Source organism: Anaerococcus vaginimassiliensis (assembly GCF_900626155.1).
In the GTDB taxonomy this organism is placed as follows: Bacteria; Bacillota; Clostridia; order Tissierellales; family Peptoniphilaceae; genus Anaerococcus; species Anaerococcus vaginimassiliensis.
Window position 1 is genome coordinate 922,092 of record NZ_LR130844.1, and the last position, 20,576, is coordinate 942,667.

A 20,576-nucleotide genomic window follows, 5' to 3' on the forward strand; every position below is an offset into this window, starting at 1 on the left:
CAAAAGAAAGGAGAGGATATGAACCTACAATCAATCATCGTACTAGTAGTAATAGTGGCAGCTTGTGCCTATGTAATATATACAAGATTTATTGCAGAAGATAGCCATGGTGGATGCAAAGATTGTGCCGCATGTGCTAGTGGTAAATCAAATAGCAAGAGCAAATCTTGTGGATGTGGATCATAGAAGAAAAATTAGGGAGACTTAATTTTTTTTGGAAGAATAATGATACAAATTATCATTATCAAAATATTAATATAAATATAAAAAGGAGATAATTATGGCAAAAATAGCAGTAGTATATTGGTCAGGAACAGGTAACACAGAAAAAATGGCAGAAACTTTCCTAGAAGAAGTAAAGGCAAAAGGATGTGAGGGAGAGCTTTTCTTTGCGAATGAATTTAGTAGAGATAACTTGGGAGATTTTGATGGCTTTGCCTTCGGCTGTCCTGCCATGGGAAATGAAGCATTAGAAGATGGTGAGTTTGAACCAATGTTTGAAGAAGTTGAGACAAAATTAGAAGATAAACCAGTTGCAATATTCGGTTCATATGAATGGAATGACGGAGAATGGATGGATATTTGGCAAGATAGATGCAAGGATAATGGCATAAACCTTGCAGCAGATGGTGTAATTGCCTATGATGATCCAGACGATGAAGCCTTGGATAGGGTAAGAGCCTTGGCAGATTCTCTAGTAGAAAAAATCTAATGCGAGAAGATATCTTAATCGAGCACGCCTCGCCGGTCATAGCTGGCATAAAACCTGCAGGATTATTTCAAATAAGATCAACTGACATCAAATATGTAAGGAAAATCCTAAGCTCTTGGGAAAATTCTTGTAAGAAATGTCCAAGGTGTGATCTTAACTTCAGGTTAGTTTCCAAAAAGAAAAAAGGATTTCTAGTATTTGTCTACAGGAAAAGCCAGCTTTTAGATATCTTAAAAGACAAAGAAATAGAAAAATACATGACAAATTTGGGATACGATTCAAACAACCTTAACAAATGTATGTCATCTCTAACAAAAAGGTTGCAAATCACAGATTTCCCCCATGAAATTGGCATTTTCCTAGGTTACCCCCTAGACGATGTCGAAGGCTTTATCAAAAACAAGGGTCAAAACTTCCTTCTAAACGGTTATTGGAAGGTCTACTCAAACAAAGAAGAAAAAGAAAAAATATTTAAAGCCTACAAAAAAAGCAAAGTTTACAACAAAACTTTAATAAAAAAGGGCTATGACCTCGCCCAACTTGTAAATTAAAATAAAAATCATACGTATAATATTAGAATGCTGCTGCCCGAAATTCGGGCAGTATTTTTTTGCCTTGGTACAATAATATTAGGAGGAGATATGAAATACATTTACACAGAAATAAAAGCCAAAAACAACGACATAATAAGAGGAGTCTTAAACACTCCAGACACTTTCGATAAAAATAAAAAATATAAGAGTTTAATATTCTACCATGGTCTGATGGACGATAGAAACGGGATAAACTACATGTCAATCCAACAAGCCAAGTACCTGACAGCTGCAGGATACCTTGTCTTTAGATTTGACTTTAGAGGGTGTGGCGAAAGTGAGGGGAGCTTCTTTGACCTAACCTTTACCAGACAAATAGAAGATAGCGAGCTAATATACGATTGGGTCAAAGAAAATAACTTTGTAGATATCGAAAATATCTACATCAGAGCCCACTCCATGGGAGGAGCAGTAGCCATAAAAACTGCAGCAGACAAAAACCCAAAAGGACTAATCCTCTACGCTCCAGGCTCAAACTACTCCATCCAAAACTCAAACTTGATCAGAACATTAGATGAGAAAATAAAAAGCCAAGCTGCAGCAGAAAAAGACCTAGGAGGGCTAAAAATATCAGCCAAAATTGCAGAAGATAGCAAAAAATACGACTTCTTAGAAATAGCAAAAACCTACAAGGGAAAAGTCCTAATAGTAAGAGGCGACAAAGACCCAGTAATAGATAGAAAATCCGTAGAAAACCTAAGCAAATCCTTCAAAAACGCAAACTACCAAGAAATAAAAGACCTAGGCCACAACTTCACAAACTACGAAAAAAGACTAGAAATATTTGAACTAACTAATAGATTTATGGAAGAAGAATAGGATAGAACTTCTAAGTTGAAATATAAAGAGAGGTAAGTAGCTTGAACTTGACTGCGTGGTATAGACTGTAGATTCCTCGTCGCTCCATACAGTCGCTCTGTTGGAATGACAGTATAAAGGAAATTACAATCCCCAAACCCGTCATCCTGAGGAGCTAACTAGCCCGTCCGGCTCGTGGAGGATCGACGTGAGGATCTCGAGTATGTACTTCGAATTCACCTTGACTGCGAGTTACATACTGTAGATTCCTCGTCGCTCCTTACGATCGTTCTGTCGGAATGACGAGATTGGGGGGGATGGTAATCCGTCAAAACTGTTATCCTTGATGGAGTTATCAATCTGTCAAACCCGTCATCCTTAATGGAGTTATCAATCCGCCAAATCCGTCATCCTGAGGAAGGGAAGCTGGTATAATGATTTCAAACAAATTCCTTAATGACAAAGGAGAGAGATTATGCCAAAAGACTTAAGAAGAACATTTGACCCAGAATTCAAAATAAACGTAGTAGAAATGCATTTAAAGGCAAACAAAAGTATAAGAGAACTATGTGAAATATATGATCTAGATAGGCAAACAATCCATAGATGGAAAAACCAATATCTAGAAAAAGGAAAGCAATCATTCACAAATAAAAATGTAATAAATGAAAAAGAACTAGTAAAACTTAGAAAACAACTAGACGATCTTAGAATGGAAAATGAAATATTAAAAAAAGCCAACGCATACTTTGCTCAAAAGAAAGAGAAAAGATAGACTTTGCCCTAGAAAAACTAAAAGAATATCCCGTAAGCAAAGTATGCAAAACATTAGAAATAAAGAAGACAAACTATTACTACAGGAAAAAACACCCATTAAACAAAAACTTTCGTAAAGAAGAAAAGAAAAATGTAGAAAAAGCATTCTACGAAAACTTTGGAACTTACGGAAGACGAAGACTTAGAATATACCTAAAAAACCATGGTATAAAAATGTCTGAAAACAAAATAAGCAAGATACTAAAAGAGTTAAAATTAGAAGCAAGATATAAGAGAAACAAAATTAAAAACATTCACACAAGCAACAACACAAAAGAATATAGAGCAGAAAACAAACTAAACCACCTAAGCAAAAATGAAAGAGACCAAGAAATATGGTCAATAGACTTCACAGAAGAAAAAATAGCAAACAAAAAAATATACATATGTGTAACAATATCAATAAACACAAGAATGATAGTAGGCTACACAATAAGCAAGAAAAATAACAGCCAAGTAGCAATAGAAACAATAGAAAAAGCCATAAACAAATACGGCATACCAACAATGATATCATCAGACAGAGGCAGTCCATTCGTAAGCAAAACATACCATGACACTTTAAAAGAATACAAAATAATCCAAAGTATGTCACGCCCAAGAAAAGCAGTAGACAATAGATATATAGAGACACTATTTAACAGCATGAAAACAGAAATAGGAAAAACAGACCACTTAAAAATGGACGAATACATCAGAATAGTAGAATATTGGATATACTATTACAACACCCAAAGACTCCATAGTTCAATAGGATATATAACTCCCTTATCCAAATATGTAAAAACCCAATATAGTGAAGAAGAAAAATATGACCAAATAAAGAAAATCCTCACTGAGAGTGAGTTTGTTGAACTAAACTCAAAGTGAGGTAATAAACTGTCACTAAAAATATGAAAAAATAGTTTGAATTTATGTACCACTTTCANATATAGTGAAGAAGAAAAATATGACCAAATAAAGAAAATCCTCACTGAGAGTGAGTTTGTTGAACTAAACTCAAAGTGAGGTAATAAACTGTCACTAAAAATATGAAAAAATAGTTTGAATTTATGTACCACTTTCAGGCTTTAGCCTGACGTGAGTATCTAGAGTTTATAATTCGGGTTCACATTGACTGCGAGGTACAAACTCGAGATTCCTCGTCGAAACCTAACGGTTTCTCTGTCAGAATGACGGGATTGGGGGAACCGAATTATATCAAACTAATCCTTATTAATAAGATTATCGCTGGAACTATAGAAAACAATCCTCCAAACCCGTCATCCTGAGGAAGGCTTTAGCCTGACGTGAGGATCTCCATTTTATACTTTGGGTTCGCTTGATTGCGGAGTATCTACTGGAGATTCCTCGTCGAAACCTAACGGTTTCCCTGTCGGAATGACGTAATTTGGGGGAATGACGTATTTGGGAGTATGTAATCCCAATACTATCATCAGCACTAACGTTCACTGTGGAAAGACCCATTAGGAATGACGAATTTTAATTGTCATCACTTCACTGACGTTTACCATGAAAAGCTCTCCTTTTGAAATAACACTCTAGCCAAGTTTCCTGTAACTTACAAAAAAGACCACCTTTTTCTAGGTGGCCCTTTTTTATGGAAAGTTTATTTTGTTTAGGTATATTTTTGCGAGTGAATTTTGTTTGGTTATTTTTTCTTATTCTTTTCTATTAGCTAGGTTAAATCAAGTTGTATTCTTTTAGCATTTCTTCTATTTCAGTGCCCTCTATTTTCTTTCCTATTATTGCTTTTGCACCTAGTGGTAGGTCTAGGTCTGGTTTTTCGCCGTCGTTTAGGATGCTTGCTGCATCTAGCATGTATCTTACATCATATCTTGATGCGAATACTTCTGGAACTTTCTTTTCTACTCCTGTTAGGACGTAGACTGCTTCCATTGCGCATCTGCCTGAGTATTCTGTTGTAAATACTGTATCACGGCCTGGATCGTCTAGGGTTTCTACGAATTGTCCTAAAAATGCGAAGTTTACAGCATTTTTTGGTACTACATAAGGTCTATCGCCGAAGCTTCTTGGCATAAATTGGGCTGTGATAAATGGCATAAATACTGGTACGCTTGATGTTTCTTTTACAAGCTCTTCGATTTCGTCAGCTGGTACGCCTAGGTGGTAGAGCCATTCTTTGCTGATTTCTTCACCTGTACATTCTTTCATTGGCTTTTTGATATAATCGCCTTCTTTGTCAGTAAATAGGGCATATACCCATACTGCAAATTCGTCTTCTGGTTGGTCGATGTATTGACCTTGACGGTTGATAGTCCAGCTCATTAGCCAGCTTGAGTCAAGGGCAGTTACGATTCCTCCTGTTACAACCTTGCCTGTGTATGGACTTCTCTTGGTGATTTTTTGAATGTAGTCTGCGATTTTTTCACTTTTCACTGTAACTGTTGCAGATTCCCAGTTAGATTTGTCTATGTCAGATGTAAATACTTCTGGTCTACCAAAGTCGTCAGATTTCTTGGCGATATTTTTCCATAGTCTAAAGCTTTCTTCTGTGTCAATATCAAGGCTAGGTGCTGTTTCGTTGTCACCGTAGGATGAGCTTTCTACAAGAGATCCTGTTGTTACAAATACTAGGTCATTTTCTGTTAGGTCGATTGATTTATCTTCCCCAGTTTTGCTATCGCTTGCTACAATCTTTGTTGCGACCTTCTTAGAACTTGTGATGTCAAATTCTATATCTTCTACATTGTAGTTGTATTTGGTTTCAACTCCCATATCCTTTAGCCAATCCATCATTGGTACTACGATTGATTCGTATTGGTCGTATCTGGTAAATTGTAGGGCAGATAGGTTAGGTAGTCCTCCAACGTGGTGGATGAAACGGTTGATATATAGTTTTAATTCTAGGGCAGAATGCCAATTTTCAAAGGCAAACATTGTTCTGTAATAAGTCCAGAAGTCACTAGCTATAAATTCATCTGATAGGATTTCTTCTACGCTCACCCCTTGAAGTTTGTCATCTGGAGTTAGAACTAATTGGACAATCTCTTTGATTACGTCTTTTGATAGGTTGAACTTGCCGTTGTCATAACGTTCACCTTGGTTTTTGGTGATACGGCAGTTGCTGTAGTTTGGATCGTCGAGGTTGGTGTAGTATAGATAGTCAAGGATTGACATATCAGGATCTTCCCTAGATGGAATTACACTAAATAAATCCCACAATACCTCAAAGTGGTGACCCATCTCACGACCACCTCTCGCAACATAGCCCATATCTGCTAGGTAATGACCATCAAGAGCCCCGCCTGCTACGTCGTCTTTTTCCAAAAATACTATGTTTTTTGGATCCATCTTGGCATCTTTTACCAAAAATCCTGCCGCAGATAGGCCAGCAAGACCTGTACCTATGATGTAGGCTTTCTTATCGTCGATTCCTTCTGGTTTTCTGGAGTTTACAAGTCTATCATAATCTCCATTACCAAGCTTAAGTCTTTCGTCAAATGTTTTAATATTCATAATTACCTCCATTTGTTAACTTATCTGTTAGCTATTTTTAGTATAGCCTCATACAAAGACTGTTACAAAGGGCAAAATAAGGCTCTTGCAAAGCTTTGATGCAAAGAAAATAAATTGGCCAAAGTCTAGGCAAAGGTCCCGATTTGTTTAAAAGCATAAAAAAAGACCCAGAATAAATCTGGGAAATGTATATTAATTATTATGCCCGAAAGGATCTTTCCTAGTTAAATCTTCGCTAATCCTAAGAGATCTTTCGATATTGCCATCAAAAAGCTTGCCTATGCGATAGATTATTCTTTCTGGAGTCTCATTCATACCATCTTGGATCCACTTATCGAGAAGCCCTACCAGAGCCGCCCTATAAAAATCAATTACAATCCTCTTGTCAGAATCACTTGCCTTGATATTTTTGAGTTTACATTCATTTTCTATGTACTTTTCCATAACAGACTCGCAGACCTCATAAAGGTAAGCATCTGTATCCTTCCTGTCGATTGACCTAAAGATATTTTGAGCAGCCTTCTTGTTTTCAAGTAAGAAAGAAACCGCCGCCACCATGCTCTTCTCCCAAGAAGAAGTCGCATCAAACTCCAAATCAACCTTGTCTATCTCATCTGCCAAAAGCTCTTTGACCAAAGTATAGATATCGTCGTAGTGGTAGTAGAAAGTATTCCTATTAATCTCGCACCTATCTGCCAGCATAGAAATAGTAATGCTAGAAAATGGCATCTCCTCAAGCATCGAAATAAATTCTTTTTTGATAAGGTTTTTAGTGTACTGTTTTGCCATATAACCTCCTGATTAATAATAGATACCCGAAATAAGGAAAAACTATCGGGAAAGAATACTCACCTTGCTATATATAACTGAGGAGAAAGATATGAAAATAATTAGAAAAGACAAAAAAGACAACTTCACAACCATAGATAACGCCTACCTACAAAACAAAAAGCTAAGCTTTAAAGCAAAAGGAATCATGACCTACATCCTAAGCTTGCCAGACGATTGGGTCATATACATAGACCAACTCATAAAAACATCAAAAGACGGCGAAGGATCATTTAGGTCGGGATTAGACGAGCTAATCAAGGCGGGTTACATCAAGAGATATCCCATAATAGAAAAAGGACAAATCATAGCTTGGCAGACAGAAGTCTACGAGAATATAGGAGAGATAGAGGAAAATAAACTACTTGGCAAAAATCCAAACGTGGAAAAATCAGATGTGGAAAATACAGAGAAAGAAAAGAAAAAACCTAAAAATACCAAAAACACACCAAAACCTAAGGGAAATAAACTACTTAGCAAAAATCCACATGAGGAAAAACCACAAGAAGAAAAACCAAACGTGGAAAATGAAGATTTAGAAAAACCAAACCTGGAAAACTCCACCCTACTAAATACTAATAAACAAAATACTAACTATACAAATAACTTAGATAAGAAAAAGGCCATCATCGCCATAAATAAGCTGTGGATGAAACAAACAGGCACCCTAAAAGATGAGCTAATAGAAAAAGACACCAGTCAAAAAGCCATAGACCTCTTAGAAAAATACGGCAAGGATACCATGACAAAAGCCATCCTAAACACCAACCGCCTAGCCCACATGAGAAAAAATAAAATCAGCCTCAATTGGTTTGTCAGAGAAAATAACTTCAGAAGGGCAGCCTATTTGGGAAGGTGAGAAGATGGGATAAGTGAGAAGGATAGACTCAAGATTCCTCGTCGCTCCTTATAGTCGCTCTGTCGACAGTAGTTTTCGGGCTCAGCTTCGCTTCACCTCGAAAAGCCTTGATTAAGGGCTGTCATCAGTTCACTAACGTTCACTGTGACCAGACCCATTAGGAATGACAAAGTTGGGGGAGTGACGATTCGTCAAAACCCGTCATCCTGAGGAGCGAAGCGACGTGAGGATCTCCAGTTTATACTTTGAGTTTTCTATACTGCGTATTATAGCCTCTAGACTTCTCATCGCTCTTTTTATTTTCTCGATTATAATAACAGGTTAATGATTCATAGTCATTCGGAATGATAGAATAAATAGAATAACTTAAAAAAGGATTATTTTCAAAGTAAGGTGCGAATTGCTAAGACTTTCATAAATCATAATAAAACTTAATCTACTCTAATTAGTAGGTGTTACGATATACAAATAGATAATTATATTATATAATTAAAGTAATGAAGGGAGTGTGATATATGTTAGATAGTAAAGATATAATCGAAAGTAAAACCTATGCTCGAAATCCAACTAGTTTTTTTAAGGATGTTTCAGATTTAGCAAGACCTTTACTAGAAGATATGGCCAAAGATTTTTACAAGATTGAGGATATACTTTATAAAAGCCCTAGCCTAATAAATATTATAAATCAGGATAATTCTAAAATTAGGTTAGAAGCAGTTTTAAGTAAAGACCAAATGAGAAAGCTTGCTAATGGGAGCCTCAAACTCCTATCCAAAAAAGATGGATCGCTTATGGCGGCATTAATTGATCCCGAAAGTAAAAAAATTGTAGCTAACCTTCCCCTAAAAATGATAAAGGAAAATCCAGAACTTAACCAAGCTATGGTAGGCTTTGCTATGCAGATGCAATTAGCTCAAATAATTGAAGAAGTAAATTCATTAAATCTAGGTATAGAAAATATTATTAAAAGTCAAGAAGATGACAGGCTAGCTCTAGCTAATACTTGTAAGCAAAAATTTCTACAAGCGAGTTGTTTAAAAAACATAGATGTTAAAACATCTCTACTCCTACAAGTAATCTCAGATGCTGAAGAAAGTAGGAATCTACTTATGTTAAGCAATAAGGCTAGTCTTAAATATATCATAGACCAGCCAGAAGGAAACATTAAAAAGCTCTTTAAGGGAGATACACAAGAAAAAATTGACTCTAAAATTAATAATCTTAAGGTTAGTCTAAATGCTATAAATATGGTATCCCTAGTAGAAGCCCTAGCCTACAAGGAATTGGGAGAAGATGAGGCGGCTAAAGAGAGTCTTTTATACTTCTCAAACTTTATAGATAAAGAATACCTAGAAAATTCAAAGATTACAGAGCGTCTACAGTTGATTGACACTGGAAATTATAAGTTTTGGGAAGAGAAATTAACTACTATAAAAAACAATATCGAAATTCTACCCATATATAAACCAATGAAAGAAATTGAAGGGAAAAACTATGAAAAATAAAGAAACAAGAGTATGTAAGAATAAGAAATGTCAAAAACCCCTACCAGAAGATTATAAGCACAGCTACTGTGAAGCATGTAGGAACAAAAGATTTGATAAAATCAAAGATGGCAATAAAATTGCCCTAAGTGTACTGGGTTTAGGTATTATCTTTAAAAAAGCAAAGGACATCATATAAAATAAAGGTTGAAACAAGCTATAAGACTAAGACGGGATGACCGTCTTTTTTATTGGGAAAGAAAAGGCTCACCTAATACAACAATTCTTGGTATTTAGCCATATCAACCAACAGTTTATATAACTCAACCACAAATTCATTGACTTATTCATCACTCCTAGGATAAACTCAAGTTAAGGAGGATACTATGAAGCAAATTGACAAAAAACTCTTTGGAAGTTTCATTGCCCAAAAGAGAAAAGAAAAAAATATGACCCAACAAGACCTCGCTGACAAGGTCTATGTATCAGCTCAAGCTGTGAGCAAATGGGAAAGGGGCAAGTCTCTACCTGATATCACATTACTAATGCCTTTAGCAAATATCTTAGATGTAAGTTTAGTTAGCCTCTTGGAAGGAAAAGAAGAAGTCGACCCCAAAGCAGAAGGTCTTTTAGAAAAAATGGTTGGCATAAACGAAGATGTCAAGGTTAGCAAAGGAAAAATAAACAAAAAAAGATTAGGAATCCTACTAATAATCCTAGCCGCAGTTTGCCTAGAATACCTAATTCTTTACAAGAAATTTAACCTAGAGATAGCAAACTTCCTAACACCGGGCATCCTAGGGGTGATATTTTCAACCTACTTGTGGTTAGCTGTTGATGAGAGACTACCAAGCTATTACGATGAAAACAGAATCTCATTCGTAGCCCAAGGGATATTCAGGATGAACATGGTAGGAGTGTATTTCAACAACAAAAACTGGAAAAAGATTCTAACCTACCTAAGAATATGGATCATCTTACTAATGGTAATCTATCCAATGGCAGGATTTCTAAATGATAAATACGCAATGATAGCCATGTCTGTTGTGATAATAACAACCTTTGCCCCAATTTATGTGATAAGCATGAAAAACCAGTAAGCCTAATAGTATTTTAAATCCGTTAATTCTATCATTCTGAGCAATGAGCGATAGAGATTTATGTATTTTAGGAACTAACAATCCCATAAATCCGTCATCCTGAGGAGCGAAGCGACGTGAGGATCTCCAGTGTATACTTCGGGTATTTATATGCTGCGGAGTATAAACTGTAGATTCCTCGTCGAAACCTGGTGGTTTCTCTGTCGACAGTAGTTTTCGGGCTCAGCTTCGCTTCACCTCGAAAAGCCTTGATTAAGGGCTGTCATCAGTTCACTAACGTTCACTGTGACCAGACCCATTAGGAATGACAAAATTAGGGGAATGGTAATCCATCAAACCTGTCATCCTTAATGGAGTTATCAATCCGCCAAACTCGTCATCCTGAGGAAGGGAAGCTGGTATAATGATTTCAAACAAATTCCTTAATGACAAAGGAGAGAGATTATGCCAAAAGACTTAAGAAGAACATTTGACCCAGAATTCAAAATAAACGTAGTAGAAATGCATTTAAAGGCAAACAAAAGTATAAGAGAACTATGTGAAATATATGATCTAGATAGGCAAACAATCCATAGATGGAAAAACCAATATCTAGAAAAAGGAAAGCAATCATTCACAAATAAAAATGTAATAAATGAAAAAGAACTAGTAAAACTTAGAAAACAACTAGACGATCTTAGAATGGAAAATGAAATATTAAAAAAAGCCAACGCATACTTTGCTCAAAAGAAAGAGAAAAGATAGACTTTGCCCTAGAAAAACTAAAAGAATATCCCGTAAGCAAAGTATGCAAAACATTAGAAATAAAGAAGACAAACTATTACTACAGGAAAAAACACCCATTAAACAAAAACTTTCGTAAAGAAGAAAAGAAAAATGTAGAAAAAGCATTCTACGAAAACTTTGGAACTTACGGAAGACGAAGACTTAGAATATACCTAAAAAACCATGGTATAAAAATGTCTGAAAACAAAATAAGCAAGATACTAAAAGAGTTAAAATTAGAAGCAAGATATAAGAGAAACAAAATTAAAAACATTCACACAAGCAACAACACAAAAGAATATAGAGCAGAAAACAAACTAAACCACCTAAGCAAAAATGAAAGAGACCAAGAAATATGGTCAATAGACTTCACAGAAGAAAAAATAGCAAACAAAAAAATATACATATGTGTAACAATATCAATAAACACAAGAATGATAGTAGGCTACACAATAAGCAAGAAAAATAACAGCCAAGTAGCAATAGAAACAATAGAAAAAGCCATAAACAAATACGGCATACCAACAATGATATCATCAGACAGAGGCAGTCCATTCGTAAGCAAAACATACCATGACACTTTAAAAGAATACAAAATAATCCAAAGTATGTCACGCCCAAGAAAAGCAGTAGACAATAGATATATAGAGACACTATTTAACAGCATGAAAACAGAAATAGGAAAAACAGACCACTTAAAAATGGACGAATACATCAGAATAGTAGAATATTGGATATACTATTACAACACCCAAAGACTCCATAGTTCAATAGGATATATAACTCCCTTATCCAAATATGTAAAAACCCAATATAGTGAAGAAGAAAAATATGACCAAATAAAGAAAATCCTCACTGAGAGTGAGTTTGTTGAACTAAACTCAAAGTGAGGTAATAAACTGTCACTAAAAATATGAAAAAATAGTTTGAATTTATGTACCACTTTCAGGCTTTAGCCTGACGTGAGGATCTAGAGTTTATACTCTGGGTTCACCTTAATTGCGAAGTTCTACTGTAGATTCCTCGTCGCTCCCTTCGCTCGCTCTGTCGGAATGACAAAGTTGGGGAATGTCGATTCGTTAAACTAGTCATCCTTAATGTGGTTTTAAATCCATTAAACCCGTCATCCTGAGGAGGGAGTAAAACGACCGACGTGAGGATCTACAGTTTATAATTCGGGTTCACCTTGACTGCGGAGTACAAATTGGAGATTCCTCGTCGAAACCTCGTGGTTTCTCTGTCGGAATGACGTATTTAAGGTAATGGCGATCCCTAAACCTGTCATCTTAAATAGAGTTTTAATTCCGTTAAATCTGTCATCCTGAGGAGCGAACTAGCCCGTCCGGCTCGTGGAGGACTGACGCGAGGATCTAAAGTAGGTACTTTGGGTTTAACTAAACTGCGAAATACCCACTCTAGATTCCTCGTCGCTCGTTCCTCGCTCTGTCGGAATGACAGGTTAGGCTGTCATCAGTTTACTGATGTTTACTGCGACCAGACCCATTAGGAAAGACAGGTCTAGTGGAGTGATTCTAAAATAAGCCATCCACTCACTAGCATTCTATATCCCAATCCAATTATCCAATTTTTTCCCCAACTTTTAGGCAAAGTTGTGATAATGTCTATCAAAAACTAGTTTATTTTCTTAGAAGTGGAGTATAATGGTAGGGATAGGATTAGGCATTTATGTCTGATTCTTTCTTGAATTTTAGAGGATAATTTAGTTTATATATATTTTATAGATTTTGATAGAAAGGGATATTATGAAGTTAGCTATGGGGCTTGATGTGGGTTCTACCACTGTCAAACTTGTAATAATTGATGAAGATTATAAGATATTGGATTCTGTTTATATCCGTCATAGGTCTGATGTGAAGGAGACTGTCAAGAAAGTTTTCTTTGATTTTTATGACAAGTACAAAGACTGTGATATGAGTGTTAATGTGACAGGTTCTGGGGGAATGTTTTTGGCAGATGATTTGGGCATTGATTTTGTTCAAGAGGTCATAGCTGAAACTAGGGCTATTAGACAGTTTATTCCTGAGACTGATGTTTTGATAGAGCTTGGTGGAGAGGATTCTAAGATTACATATTTGACTGGTTCTGTCGAGCAGAGGATGAATTCTATTTGTGCTGGCGGTACGGGTGCTTTTATCGACCAGATGGCGTCTCTTCTTGATACTGATGCTAGTGGGCTTAATGAATTATCTAAGTCATTTACCAAGGTTTATCCGATTGCATCAAGGTGTGGGGTATTTGCTAAGACTGATATTCAAGCTCTTATGAATGAGGGAGCTAGCAGGGAAGATATTGCAATTTCTGTTTTTCAGTCTGTAGTCAACCAAACCATTTCTAATCTTGCTTGTGGTAGGCCAATCGAGGGCAATATTACCTTCCTTGGTGGACCCCTTCACTTTTTATCTTCTCTTAGGGATAGGTTCGTGGAAACCTTGGGAGATGATAATGGCAATACATTCTTACTACCAGAAAATGCTGAGATATATGTGGCTTTGGGTGCTGCCCTTACTTCTATGGAAGGTGATGCTGTAAGCTATAGGGATCTTGTTAAGAAACTTCAGCTAAATAATGCTGAGAGTAGAGAGGTTACCAAAAGACTTGAGCCACTTTTTGAATCTGAGTCTGAGTATGAGGATTTTAAGAAGAAACATGAAACAGGCAAGGTCAATTATGAAGATATAAGTACTTATGAGGGACCAATCTATGTTGGTATCGACGCAGGTTCTACTACCAGCAAGATGGTTTGGCTAAGCGAGGATGGCAAGATTCTCTTAGATGATTATAGGATGAACTTGGGTAGACCCCTTGAGATTGTTATAAAGATGCTAGAGGAAGGTTATGCCAAGAAAAATCCAAACGCCTATATAGCATCGTCTGGTATTTGCGGCTATGGAGAGGATTTTATCAAGAAGGCTCTTCATATAGACTACGGTGAGGTTGAAACTATTGCCCACTACAAGGCAGCCCAATTCTTTGATCCAGAGGTTGATTTTATCCTTGATATTGGTGGCCAAGATATGAAGGCTATGCATATCAAAGACGGGATAATTGATAGTATCCAGCTAAATGAGGCTTGCTCTTCTGGTTGTGGGTCTTTCCTTTCAACCTTTGCAGCATCAGTCGGTATGAGTGTGGAAGATTTCCAAAAAGAGGCTATTAAGTCAACTGAGCCTGCAGATCTTGGATCAAGATGTACAGTTTTTATGAATTCTAAGGTCAAACAAGCCCAAAAGGAAGGGGCAGAAGTTTGTGATATTGCGGCAGGTCTTTGCTATTCTGTAATTAAAAATGCCATCCAAAAGGTAATCAAGGTTAGAGATCCAAGGACTCTTGGCGAAAACCTAGTTGTCCAAGGGGGAACCTTCTATGGAGATGCAATCCTTCGTGCCTTTGAGAAAATTACCGGCAGGAGTACAACTAGACCTGAGATTGCAGGGCTAATGGGAGCTATGGGTATGGCTCTTATAGCAAGGGATAAGTCCACAGGAGCAAGTTCTATCTCAAGTCTTAGTGAACTAAAGGACTTTTCCTACGAGCAAAAATCTGCTAGATGCGGAAGATGTTCTAACAATTGCTCTTTGATTATAAATATCTTCCCAGATGGAACTAGGTATGTTACAGGAAATAGGTGTGAGAGAGGAGCTGGAGTCAAGACTACAGATGATTTCTCAGGCTACAATATGTACAAGGTCAAATACGACCTCCTCTTTGATAGAAAAACCCTAGGAGATAAACAAAGACTAGGCAGAGTTGGGATCCCTCGTGTCCTAAACATCTACGAGGACTATCCTTTCTGGCACAAGTTCTTTACAAGCTTAGGCTTTGATGTCATTCTTTCAGATAGGTCATCTAGGAAAATCTACGAGAAAGGAATAGCATCCATTTCTTCTGAGACAGCTTGCTATCCAGCCAAACTCGTCCACGGCCATATTGAAAATCTAATCGACAAGGACGTCGACATGATTTTCTACCCTGCTATATTTTACGAATACAAGCAATACAAAAACGCCAAGAACCAAATGAACTGCCCAGTTGTAAGCGGTTATCCAGACCTAATTTCAAATAACGTAGACAGACTAGAAAATGTAAACTACATGGCGCCTTACCTATCCTTCGAGTCAGAAAAGATTATTAGAGATAGGCTAATCGAAGTGTTTGAAGGCTATAGCCACGGTGGACATACCCTAACTAAGAAAGAAATTAAAAATGCTGTGGCCCTTGCTTGGGAAGAATTAGGTAACTATCATGAAGAGATTAAGAAAAAAGGTAGGGAAATCTTAGACTTTGTCAATGAAAATAAACTAAATGCCCTAGTTCTTGCAGGTAGACCTTACCATATAGACCCAGAAGTAAACCATGGTATTGCTGATTTGATTGAGTCAATGAATATCCCAGTCTTATCAGAAGATGCCATTGCCTACAATGCGGACGACCTATCATATGACCTAAGAGTTCTCGACCAATGGTCCTACCACGCAAGGCTTTATAGGGCGGCTCAGTATGTGGGAGATTGCGACAACCTCGAGCTTATCCAACTAAACTCCTTTGGTTGTGGGCTAGATGCAGTAACAAGCGATCAGGTAGCAGATATCTTAAAGGCAAAGGGTAAGATTTACACCCTAATCAAGATTGATGAGGTAAGTAATCTCGGTGCTGTCAAAATTAGGATCAGATCTCTCCTTGAGGCGCTTAACCAAAAAAGGATTGAGGGCATGAGCCTATCAGAAGACCCTAGCCTCTTATCCTATGATAGCCCAGAATTTACTAAGAAAATGGTCGAAGAAGGATACACTATCCTTGCCCCACAAATGGCAAGAGAGCACTTCTCAATAATGGAGCCTGTCTTTAACAAGTACGGTTTCAATATAGAATTCCTAGACCATATCGACTCAAATGTCCTAGATACGGGACTAAAATATGTAAATAACGATTCTTGTTATCCATCAATTACCGTAGTAGGACAACTCCTTGAGGCTGTCAAATCTGGTCGCTATGACACAGACAAGATCGCCCTACTTATGAGTCAAACTGGTGGGGCATGTAGGGCAAGTAACTATGTCGGCTACATCAGAAAAGGCCTAAGAGATGCAGGGCTTTCAGACATTCCAGTAATAGCCCTATCTGCCCAAGGTATCGAGACAAACGCTGGCTTTAACATTAGAAAAGCCTCATCTATACCAATGCTAGAAAAGCTTATCAAATCAATACTTTTAGGAGATTTGATAAATAGAGTATCAAATGCGACAAGACCTTATGAAGTAGAAAAAGGCGAGACTAACAAGCTCAAAAAAGCTTGGCTTAAAAAATGCCAAGAAATCGTCCCAGAAATGACAAACAAGGACTACAAGGCTATGGTAAATGGCATTGTAAAAGATTTTGATAATATAAAAAGGGAAGATAAAAAGCTTGTAAAAGCGGGAATCGTAGGAGAAATCCTAGTCAAATTCCTCCCAGAGGCTAATAACCACCTTCAAGATATCCTAGAAAGCGAAGGAGCAGAGGTAATCCTTCCAGACCTAACAGACTTTTTGATGTATTGTATGAAAAATACAGAACTAAAGGCAGCTTTTTACGGCAAGGAAAAGAGAAAAGGTTGGCTAGGAAGAATCGGAATATCTATGATCGAATCCTACAGAAAACCAATCAGAAAAGCTCTCAAAGAATCAAAGCACTTTGATGAACCTTGCTATATAGACGAGATTGCAAATTACGCCAAGGATGTAACAAGCCTAGGAAATCAAGCAGGAGAAGGCTGGCTACTTGCTGGAGAGATGGTCGAACTAATCCACCAAGACGCTCCAAACATAGTAGTAATCCAACCTTTCGGTTGCCTGCCAAACCACATCACAGGCAAGGGTGTCATGAAAAAAATCAGAAAAGAATACCCAAAGGCAAACATAGTAGCCATAGACTACGACCCAGGCGCAAGCGAAGTTAACCAAGTAAACAGGGTAAAACTAATGATGGCATCAGCAAGAGATGCTATAAAGGAAGATGCGAAAACAAGTAAATAAATCATAAAAAGTAGATGGCGTAAAACCATCTACTTTTACTTTGGAATATTTTAAATATAGATTTATGCTACGAATTTAACTTGAGTGCGTAGTACCAACTGTAGATTCCTCGTCGCTCCCTTGGGTCGCTCTGTCGGAATGACGAATTTGAGGGAATGGTATTATTCAAAAAGTCATCCTTAATGGAGTTGTCACAGTGAGTGAAACGAGCTGATTAAGGGCTGTCATCAGTTCACTGACGTTCACTGTAACCAGACCCATTAGGAATGACAAAGTTCAACAGCCACCAGTTCCTTCTACAAACAACTCTAAACCCAATATCCCATTCCCCTACACATCTATCCACCTATTGCCCGACCTATCCCCGTAGGCTACGTATCTTCTTTTGCCTGAGCTAAGTCCAATATATGACAGCCAAAGGTAGCCTTCGTTTTCTAGGAGTCTGTCGTAGTAGATTACATCTTTTGGTTGGTAGAGGGCCACTATTTGGCTTTTTATCGATGGGGCAGACCTTACATTTGTCGCTTCTCTCACATATGCGATTCCATTTTTTATTTTTTCAGTCCACTTACTATTAGCACCAATAGGTCTAAAGTATCTTTCTTCTTCACTTCTCTTACAGTCCAGATAATAGGTCAGATAGGAGCTTTCGTCGTTTATTGATACGCCCCTGTTTGTGTAGTTGCAGTGAATTATACTACCATTTCTTAAAAATATCCCCGTGTGTCCGTAGGCGCCGTAGCTTTTTCCTTCGACTCCTCTTATGAAGATATCGCCTCTTTTTACGTCTTTGTAATTATAAATTTCTCTAAAGACACTTCCCTTTAATTTGTAGAGGGATTCGGTGTTTCCAATGATATTTGTAGATGGGAGGAAACCTCCCGCAATTAGCGAATAATAGACAAATGACGAACAGTCCATATATTCTGGTCCGAGTCTATCAGGATAAGCCATAGAGTATCCGACCTTTCCCTTTTTACTTTGTGCAAATTCTATCATTTTTTCAATATTTCCCATATTTTATCCTTTCTTTAAGCTAGCTCTGGGATAAACCAGAGCTAACCTAACTTGTTTTTAATCTCCTTGATGTCGATTAAAATTTCCTCGATCTTGCTATTTACTAGAAAGATCATGATCAAACAAATGGCTATTGGAAAGCCAAGGTCACTAATAATTTTAATTAGATCCATTACATATTTCGGCTATTTCTCTTTTACAGAAATTTTCTTAAGAATTTTAGGAAAGTTGATCTCTTACCTATCAAAGTCCAAGAATTGTTAAGAAAGTGCGCCACTCCTTTCTTTTAAATTTCTATTTATAAAACCTCCTCACCTTTATATAACGAAAATCGCCCTTCTTCCCGTTTATCCTATTAGCCTTGTGTTCTATATAATTTGAAAATATTAGCAAATAAGAAAGATTTAGATTAAATAAAAGCCAATTAGCCAATTAAACTTTTTCCTAAAAATCCTTTACTATAAGCTTGTCGACACAAAGAGAGCTCTCGGAAAGGATAAATTATGCAAATAAATTTAGAAAATTCTGAGATGATATTACATGACTACATGCCGCTGATCCTTGCAACTGTTAATAGGTTCAGTAGATACGAAAAGGAAGAGTCCATGGACGAGGCGAGGATGATTCTAATAGAGTCAATCACAAGCTTCGATGATAGAAAAGGAAGTTTTGGCAATTACCTAAAAAACAGGCTAAACTACCATTTTCTCAATAAAGGCAGGGAAAAAAGAACGACTTCCCTTTACGAACTTGATTCAAAAGGTGTGGAACTTATTGAAAATGTGGCAGATCCTAGGGACTTTGAAGAAGAAATCTTCCATGAAGAAAGCATCGCTCATTTGGATACTTACCTTGGACTTTTAGCAAAAAAAGATAGGAGGCTAGTTGAGATGAAATACCTAGAGAAAATGACCAATAAAGAGATAGGAAAGTTGGTAAACCGCTCCCCAAAAACAATCGCCAACCGAATAGCCATGAGCCTTGCTACTATGAGAAAGGCTTGTAACTAGGATAATAAATCATTAAAAATGCTTGAAATCACCTTATAATCGTGCATATTCAATTACTTGGCAAAAATCCAAATGTGGAAATTATGGATGTGAATAATAACAGTTGGAAATTTCTATAAAAATCGACCTAAAATTATCCTATAGATGTGTGAACTCAACTACTTGATTATTTTTCCTATGTGGATAATCCAAATATGTTTTTTTCAAATGTGGAATATCCAAATGTGGTTTTTCTAGATTTAGATTTTCTAAACGTGGATAAACCCGCCCTACTAAGTACTAATATATAAAATACTAATAATACAAAAGACTAAATAATACAAAAGACTAAGAGAATAAACACTAACGGACTTTTAGAGTATATTTAGAGGTGATTTAAGAAACTTATTGATTTATTGTGTTTACTGGTGTATACTATAAGCACACTTAAAGTCTATATTTATATTATACAGGCTATTAGTGTCTGAAAGGAGGTAGAAATGACAGATGATATCATTGCTATCTTGCCTGAGTCTATCGCTGGCGTTGGGATAGGCTCAAGGATTTATAGAGTGGAAAGTACAGAGCTTGATACTAGAACACCAACCCATTATCTAAAGAATATGTACGATGCTAGGGGTAAGACTAAGAAACTCGTCGATAAGTATATCAACAAGCGTATTCAAATTGGAAGAAACTTCCCCTATGTGATTGATACTGACCATGTGTTTTTTGCTATCAAGTTTAGGACAAGCTCCTACGATGAGCAAACCCGTGCCTTTGTCAATGTGAAGTATGTGGATAGGATAGAGGATTCGTCGGTGGTTCTTGTAACAGGGGAGAGGATTGATTCTTTGAATGTAAAGGATACCCTAATTTCAAATAGGATAAATGCCTTGGTCTTTTATCTGGAGCTTATGGCAAAAAGTCTAGCTGATTGCAACAGAAACATAAACTACATCAGAGAAAAGTTTATGGATTAACTTTATATTTTTGTCTAAAGATGCTATAATGAAGGAAACAGTTTTACATGATTTTGATTGAAAATTGGCATAAATTGGGTATAATATGCTCATAAAAATGACAATTACATTGCATTTCTA

At 36.8% G+C, this 20,576-nt stretch carries 18 protein-coding genes; 15 read left to right on the forward strand and 3 right to left on the reverse strand.

Translation table 11 applies throughout. From position 1 onward, the window contains the following. The first annotated feature begins 18 nt into the window (after positions 1-18). The 6 genes from E0D87_RS04645 to E0D87_RS04670 all read left to right on the forward strand — a co-directional run bounded on the left by E0D87_RS04645 (position 19) and on the right by E0D87_RS04670 (position 3,789). Positions 19-186, forward strand: coding sequence for a FeoB-associated Cys-rich membrane protein (locus E0D87_RS04645; RefSeq protein ID WP_130819536.1), 168 nt, complete (start codon positions 19-21; stop codon positions 184-186). Positions 187-280: 94 nt separating this feature from the next. Further along, positions 281-712, forward strand: a complete 432-nt coding sequence (locus tag E0D87_RS04650) for a flavodoxin (RefSeq protein WP_130819537.1) — start codon at positions 281-283, stop codon at positions 710-712. Further along, positions 712-1,263: a DUF3793 family protein gene (locus tag E0D87_RS04655; protein WP_130819538.1), complete on the forward strand. Its 552-nt coding sequence runs from the start codon at positions 712-714 to the stop codon at positions 1,261-1,263. The genes E0D87_RS04650 and E0D87_RS04655 overlap by 1 nt, the downstream gene beginning before the upstream one ends. A 90-nt stretch (positions 1,264-1,353) precedes the next feature. After that, positions 1,354-2,124 carry an alpha/beta hydrolase family protein gene (locus E0D87_RS04660; protein ID WP_130819539.1) on the forward strand — a complete coding sequence of 257 codons (771 nt, stop codon included), beginning with the start codon at positions 1,354-1,356 and terminating at the stop codon, positions 2,122-2,124. Positions 2,125-2,578: 454 nt separating this feature from the next. Further along, on the forward strand, positions 2,579-2,878 hold the full coding sequence (locus E0D87_RS04665) for a transposase (protein ID WP_130819524.1): 300 nt from the start codon (positions 2,579-2,581) through the stop codon (positions 2,876-2,878). After that, entirely contained in the window at positions 2,875-3,789 is a 915-nt protein-coding gene (locus E0D87_RS04670; protein WP_242618469.1) for an IS3 family transposase, read from the forward strand. Before E0D87_RS04665 ends, E0D87_RS04670 begins: the two co-directional genes overlap by 4 nt. Before the next feature lie 813 nt (positions 3,790-4,602). Here the strand turns inward: E0D87_RS04670 and E0D87_RS04675 are convergent. Continuing rightward, positions 4,603-6,399 (reverse strand): oleate hydratase, encoded by a 1,797-nt coding sequence (locus tag E0D87_RS04675; RefSeq protein ID WP_130819540.1) that lies wholly within the window; start codon positions 6,397-6,399, stop codon positions 4,603-4,605. Between the two features lie 192 nt (positions 6,400-6,591). Next, complete coding sequence (locus E0D87_RS04680; protein WP_130819541.1) at positions 6,592-7,188, reverse strand: TetR-like C-terminal domain-containing protein; 597 nt, start codon at positions 7,186-7,188, stop codon at positions 6,592-6,594. A 91-nt stretch (positions 7,189-7,279) separates the two neighbouring features. Between E0D87_RS04680 and E0D87_RS04685 the strand changes: the two genes are divergently transcribed. The 7 genes from E0D87_RS04685 to E0D87_RS04715 all read left to right on the forward strand — a co-directional run bounded on the left by E0D87_RS04685 (position 7,280) and on the right by E0D87_RS04715 (position 17,467). Next, positions 7,280-8,086 (forward strand): hypothetical protein, encoded by an 807-nt coding sequence (locus E0D87_RS04685; RefSeq protein WP_130819542.1) that lies wholly within the window; start codon positions 7,280-7,282, stop codon positions 8,084-8,086. A 515-nt stretch (positions 8,087-8,601) separates the two neighbouring features. Continuing rightward, positions 8,602-9,591, forward strand: a complete 990-nt coding sequence (locus E0D87_RS04690; RefSeq protein ID WP_130819543.1) for a hypothetical protein — start codon at positions 8,602-8,604, stop codon at positions 9,589-9,591. Continuing rightward, positions 9,581-9,769, forward strand: a complete 189-nt coding sequence (locus E0D87_RS04695) for a hypothetical protein (protein WP_130819544.1) — start codon at positions 9,581-9,583, stop codon at positions 9,767-9,769. The genes E0D87_RS04690 and E0D87_RS04695 overlap by 11 nt, the downstream gene beginning before the upstream one ends. A 187-nt stretch (positions 9,770-9,956) precedes the next feature. Next, on the forward strand, positions 9,957-10,670 hold the full coding sequence (locus E0D87_RS04700) for a helix-turn-helix domain-containing protein (RefSeq protein WP_130819545.1): 714 nt from the start codon (positions 9,957-9,959) through the stop codon (positions 10,668-10,670). 444 nt (positions 10,671-11,114) lie between these two features. Continuing rightward, positions 11,115-11,414: a transposase gene (locus E0D87_RS04705; RefSeq protein WP_130819524.1), complete on the forward strand. Its 300-nt coding sequence runs from the start codon at positions 11,115-11,117 to the stop codon at positions 11,412-11,414. Then, positions 11,411-12,325, forward strand: coding sequence for an IS3 family transposase (locus E0D87_RS04710; protein ID WP_242618469.1), 915 nt, complete (start codon positions 11,411-11,413; stop codon positions 12,323-12,325). Before E0D87_RS04705 ends, E0D87_RS04710 begins: the two co-directional genes overlap by 4 nt. 873 nt (positions 12,326-13,198) lie before the next feature. Further along, on the forward strand, positions 13,199-17,467 hold the full coding sequence (locus tag E0D87_RS04715; RefSeq protein WP_130819546.1) for an acyl-CoA dehydratase activase-related protein: 4,269 nt from the start codon (positions 13,199-13,201) through the stop codon (positions 17,465-17,467). Positions 17,468-17,797: 330 nt separating this feature from the next. Here E0D87_RS04715 and E0D87_RS04720 read toward each other — a convergent pair whose 3' ends face one another. Continuing rightward, positions 17,798-18,484 (reverse strand): peptidoglycan amidohydrolase family protein, encoded by a 687-nt coding sequence (locus E0D87_RS04720; RefSeq protein WP_130819547.1) that lies wholly within the window; start codon positions 18,482-18,484, stop codon positions 17,798-17,800. Between the two features lie 503 nt (positions 18,485-18,987). On the opposite strand from E0D87_RS04720, the gene E0D87_RS04725 reads away from it, so the two are divergent. Both E0D87_RS04725 and E0D87_RS04730 read left to right on the forward strand, forming a co-directional pair. Further along, on the forward strand, positions 18,988-19,494 hold the full coding sequence (locus E0D87_RS04725) for a sigma-70 family RNA polymerase sigma factor (protein WP_130819548.1): 507 nt from the start codon (positions 18,988-18,990) through the stop codon (positions 19,492-19,494). A gap of 479 nt (positions 19,495-19,973) precedes the next feature. After that, positions 19,974-20,456: a hypothetical protein gene (locus tag E0D87_RS04730; RefSeq protein WP_130819549.1), complete on the forward strand. Its 483-nt coding sequence runs from the start codon at positions 19,974-19,976 to the stop codon at positions 20,454-20,456. Positions 20,457-20,576 lie beyond the last annotated feature (120 nt).